Annotated in this window: 1 protein-coding gene; it reads right to left on the reverse strand. The window is 65.2% G+C overall.

Going from position 1 to position 230, the window contains the following annotated elements; genetic code table 11:
- A partial coding sequence (locus SAZ04_RS23170; protein ID WP_431309064.1) for a D-alanyl-D-alanine carboxypeptidase family protein occupies positions 1-230 on the reverse strand: 230 nt, incomplete at both ends.

Here is a 230-nt window from a genome sequence, read left to right on the forward strand (position 1 = left end):
GGTCGTGCGCGGTCGAATAGTGCCCCGGCGCCGACAGGCCGGTCGCATTGACGAAGTGCGAATTCTTCATGCCGATGCGCGCGGCGTAGGCGTTCATCAGCGAGGCGAAGGCGTCCTCGCTGCCTGCAACATGTTCGGCCAGCGCGATCGCGGCGTCGTTGCCGGACTGGATCGCCATGCCCTTTTCCATCTGCTCCAGCGGCGCGGTCTTGTTGACCTCGAAACCGCTG

This window comes from Halalkalibacter lacteus, from assembly GCF_036663595.1.
Lineage (GTDB): Bacteria > Bacillota > Bacilli > Bacillales > Bacillaceae_D > Halalkalibacter > Halalkalibacter lacteus.